Raw genomic sequence first — 4479 nt, forward strand, 5'->3', positions numbered from 1 at the left:
GCCTGCCGGATCTGCAGAAGCTGTGACACGGCGGCCCCTTACTTGGCCGCGGTGGCTGTGCCCAGGGCCTCCTGCAGCAGCGTGCCGTCCACGCCGGCGGCGGCGTCGGGCTTGCCGTCGATCAGCTTGTGCTCGGTGAGGAAGGCGGCGATGGTGGGTGCCACGGCGACCAGCGACTGCGGGTTCTTCGCGTCGAAGGCGGCCTTGTTGGTGGCGGCATCGAAGAAGCGGGTGCCGGGCAGGAAGACCTGGTATTCGTCGGGCTTCATGCTGACGACCTTGGCCATGATCTTGGCGGCTTCGGCCGGTTGCTCGCGCACGAACTTCTCCACCTCGAACCACGCGCGGATCATGCCGACGAACTCCTTGCGCTTGGAGGCGATGGCCTTCTCCTGCGCCACCAGCAGGTCCGGCACCAGGCCAGGCATGTCCTTGGAGGTGAACAGGGCGCGGCCCTTGCCGGATTGCTGGATCTGGTTGACCCACGGGTTCCAGACCACGGCGGCGTCCACGCGCCCGGCCAGGAAGGCCGCTGCGGCGTCGCCGGCCGGCAGGTTGACGATCTTCACGTCAGCCGGCTTCATGCCGTTCTTGGCCAGCGCGGTGGCAAGCACGAAGTGCGAGATGCTGTACTGCTCCAGCGCGATGCTCTTGCCCTTCAGGTCGGGATAGCCCTTGATCTTGGGCGAGACCATCAGCGCGTCATTGCCGGCCGAGTTGTCGTTGACCAGCACGGCCTTGAGCTTGATGCCCTTGGCCAGCGGGCCCAGGGTGTCGCTCCAGGTCTGGCTGTTGGCGTCCAGCTGGCCGGAGGAGAGGGCGGAGATCGAGTCGGTGTAGTTGGCGAACCAGACCAGCTTCACATCGGCGCCGTATTTCTTGAAGTACCCCTTTTGGTCGGCGATGTACCAGGCCACCCAGCCTGGCCAGTCGGACAGCCCGACCTTGACCTCGGCTTGCGCCGCTTGGGGCGAAACGGCAGCGGCCGTGCAGACCAGCAGGGCCACTGCAAAGGTGGCGCGGCGCAGCGCCGAACGAGCGGCGACAAGGACGGGAAATTGGGCAACGGAAGACATGGGCGGGGCACTCCGGCGTTGTAGGGACGAATGGCGAGAGGGACCTCTGACGAAGCCGCCTCCCGGGTTTTTGTCCCGCCGTGTAACGTGCCTTGCGGCCCGCCGGCAGCTCTCGGACCAGACACCGCCGAAGCGATCGGAACCCTAGCCACCATTCAAAGAACGGCGCTGTCTCGGCCGTCCCTCTCGGGCAGACGGGCATGCAAGCGATGTGCCAGGCCTCGGCGCCAAAAAGCGCAGGGCAAGGCACCAAGCTGAAGCGTCAGCCGCCCCTTGCCGCCTCGGCGAGGGGCATGCATGCACCACCGGCCACTTGCAGAGGCGGTGTGCCGCAAATGCCCCGAAAGACCCGGGATGACGCCGGTGTTCCGGGCTTGCGATGGGCGGGCCGTCGCTAAGATCCCGCCCATGCAGATCCTTGGCGTTCAATGGCGCAAGCCGACTTTCAAGGCCTTCACCGAAGCCTCGGTGATCGGCCTGGGCTTGTGGCTGTGCGGCGTGGCCGCAATGGTGCAGGCCAACCCGCAGGTGGGCGCCGACGAGGTCGGCGCGCTGCTGGTGATGGTCTGGTGGTTCAGCCTGGGCGCCCGCATGGGGCTGGACCTGCGCACCGGCCTTCGGCCGCTGCTGGTGAACCTCGGCATTGCCGCGGTTCTGCTGGCCTGCTACAGCGCCGCCTGGCACTGGCTCGCGGCCTGAAGCCCGACGGGCCATGAAAAAGGCGCCGTGGAAGCGGCGCCTTGTTGCGGGTGAAGGTCAGGCCGGGGGCATGACCTTGTCAGTTCACCAGCTCTGGTTGTAGCGGGCCTTGGCCGAGGCCACGCAGGTGTCCTTGGCGTCGCCCGACAGGCCGTCGCACTTTTCCTTGGCGACCTTGTATTCAGCGGTCATCTTGGTGTCGATCGCGTCCTGCTCGGCATTGACGATCTTCTTGTGCGCCTTCAGGTCGGCCTTGGCGGAGTCATGCGCAGCCTTGGCTTCCTTGACGCACACGTCCTTGGCGTTGCCCGACAGGTCATCGCACTTTTCCTTGGCCACGTCGTAGCGGCCGTCGTACTGCGCTTCGGTCAGCTTCGCTTCGTCGGTCGGCTTGCCGGTGTAGTTGTATTCGAGACGGGCCTTGGCGACCTTCTCGTTGGCCTTGGCCTGCTCGACGCAGATGTCCTTGGCATTGGCCGACAGCTTGTCGCAGCTGTCCTTTTCTGCCTTGTAGGTCGTCTCGATGTCCTTCTTGGCGCCGTCGTAGGCGCTCTTGCTGAAGTTGTTGGCCTGGGCGGCGCCCAGGCAGCAGACCGCAGCAATGGCCACAAGGGATTGGCTCAGCAGCTTGGAAGTTTTCATGATGTTGTCCTTAGATGAGGTTGGTTGCTCTGCAGGCGGGTGAACCCGGGTCGGCCCGGGTCCATGCAGTTGCCACACATCCCGCCTTCTGTCCTTGCCGTGGCCCGCTGCTTCATCACCCGTTGGGGTATCAGGTGATGAGCCGGTCCTTTGGCGTGATCGCAGTGTCACGCTGAGCCGCATGGTCCTGCCACCGGTGGCCGCCGCGGCGACATGTAGGCTCCGGCCTACAGACTTCGCGTGGACCGTCGGCAAAAATTCCTCTGCATCGCCCCTGCCTGCTGCCTGCCTACATGCCGTTTTCGTCGTACCAAACCGTAGACCGCCGCGATCACCTGGTACTGGCCGCTGCGCTGCTGTTCGAGGTGGGCCTGCTGGTCGTCGACATCCTGACGCCGCTTGGATTTGCCGAATGGGTGCTGTACCTGCTGCCGCTGTCGCTCTCGCTGCTGCAGCGGCGGCGCTGGGTGCCCTACCTGCTGCTGGCGCTGGCCATTGTTTTCACGTTCCTTGGCATGCAGTGGTCGCCACCGGGCCTGGCCTCGCCGTTCCTGCTGTATGTGAACCGCAGCATGGGATCGACCGCCTTCATCGTGATGGCGGTGGTGATCTCCAAGGTGCTGGGCCAGCGCGAAGCCATTCGCCGGCAGCTGTGGCTGCAGCAGGCGGAATCGGCACTGGCGCAGCGCCTGGCCGGCGAGCTGACGATAGAGCAGGTGGGCGAGGTCAGCTGCGCGATGCTGTGTGGCTGGCTGACACCTTCGGTGGCGGCGGCCTATCGGCGTGACGGTGATAGGCTGCGGCGCTTTGGCAGCCACGCGGCTGACCTGGCCACGCTGCCGGCGACGCTCACGCTGCAGGACGGCCTGCTCGGCGAGGCCGCACGCCAGGACCGATTCAATGCACTGAGCCCGGCGCCGCAGGGCCACCTGGGGCTGCAGTCCGCCCTGGGCCGCAGCCTGCCGGAGCACCTGCTGCTGATGCCGCTGCATGCCGAGGGCCGCAACGTCGGCGTGATCGAACTCGGCGTGGCGCGCGCGAAGCTGGACCTGGCACTCTGCGAGGAACTGGCGCGCGGCATCAGCGAAGTGGTCGGCCTGGCCTTGCGCGGCGCCGCCTACCGGCTGGAGCGCCAGGCCATGCTGGAGGAAACCCAGCGCCAGGCCGAGGAACTGCAGGCCCAGCAGGAAGAGCTGCGCGTGTCGAACGAGGAACTTGAAGAGCAGGGCCGCATCATGCGCGAGTCGCAGGCCGAGCTGGAGACGCAGCAGACCGAGCTGGAGCGCGTCAACGGCCAGCTGGCGCTGCACGCGCGGGCCATGGCCGACAAGCAGCAGGAACTGTTGCAGTCGCAGGCGGCGCTGCAGGCGAATGCCGAGGCGCTGGAAGCGGCCAGCCGCTACAAGTCCGAGTTCCTGGCCAACATGTCGCACGAGCTGCGCACGCCGCTGAACAGCTCGCTGATCCTCTCGCAGCTGCTGGCGGCCAACAAGGACGGCCGGCTCAGCGAAGAGCAGGTGCGCTTCGCCCGCGCGATCTTCGATGCCAACAACGACCTGCTGGCCTTGATCAACGACGTGCTGGACCTGTCCAAGATCGAGGCCGGCCATGCCGACCTGCAGCGCGAGCGCGTGCCGCTGCAGGAGCTGGCCACGCGGCTGCAGACGGTGTTTGCCGCGCTGGCCGAGAAGAAGGGCCTGGGCTTCGAGGTGGTGCTGGACCAGGGCCTGCCCGAGCACATCTTCAGCGACAGCCGGCGCCTGCAGCAGGTGCTGAAGAACCTGCTGGCCAATGCGGTGAAGTTCACCGTCAGCGGCAAGGTGACGCTGGCGCTGAAGCCGCTGGCCGGTGGCGCGGTGCGCTTCGAGGTGCGCGACACCGGGGTGGGCATTCCGGTCGACAAGCACGAGGTGATCTTCGAGGCCTTCCGCCAGGCCGATGGTTCGACCAGCCGCCAGTTCGGTGGCACCGGGCTGGGCCTGTCGATCTCGCGTGAACTGACGCAGCGCCTGGGCGGCACGATGACGCTGCACAGCAAGCCTGGTCAGGGCAGCTGCTTCAG

The 4479-nt window shown here is 66.6% G+C and carries 4 protein-coding genes and 1 riboswitch; of the genes, 2 read left to right on the forward strand and 2 right to left on the reverse strand.

The features are described 5' to 3' along the window. Positions 1 to 38 precede the first annotated feature (38 nt). Positions 39 to 1076 carry an ABC transporter substrate-binding protein gene (locus FKP22_RS22010; RefSeq protein WP_141289828.1) on the reverse strand — a complete coding sequence of 346 codons (1038 nt, stop codon included), beginning with the start codon at positions 1074 to 1076 and terminating at the stop codon, positions 39 to 41. Positions 1077 to 1133: 57 nt separating this feature from the next. After that, positions 1134 to 1235: riboswitch (guanidine-I (ykkC/yxkD leader) on the reverse strand. 249 nt (positions 1236 to 1484) lie between these two features. On the opposite strand from FKP22_RS22010, the gene FKP22_RS22015 reads away from it, so the two are divergent. Beyond that, complete coding sequence (locus FKP22_RS22015; protein ID WP_141289829.1) at positions 1485 to 1775, forward strand: hypothetical protein; 291 nt, start codon at positions 1485 to 1487, stop codon at positions 1773 to 1775. A gap of 84 nt (positions 1776 to 1859) precedes the next feature. Here the strand turns inward: FKP22_RS22015 and FKP22_RS22020 are convergent, their stop codons facing one another. Further along, positions 1860 to 2417, reverse strand: a complete 558-nt coding sequence (locus FKP22_RS22020) for a hypothetical protein (RefSeq protein WP_141289830.1) — start codon at positions 2415 to 2417, stop codon at positions 1860 to 1862. A 293-nt stretch (positions 2418 to 2710) separates the two neighbouring features. On the opposite strand from FKP22_RS22020, the gene FKP22_RS22025 reads away from it, so the two are divergent. Continuing rightward, a partial coding sequence (locus tag FKP22_RS22025) for a sensor histidine kinase (protein ID WP_233446930.1) occupies positions 2711 to 4479 on the forward strand: 1769 nt, incomplete at its 3' end.

This window comes from Ideonella azotifigens, assembly GCF_006519715.1.
Taxonomy (GTDB): domain Bacteria; phylum Pseudomonadota; class Gammaproteobacteria; order Burkholderiales; family Burkholderiaceae_C; genus Ideonella; species Ideonella azotifigens.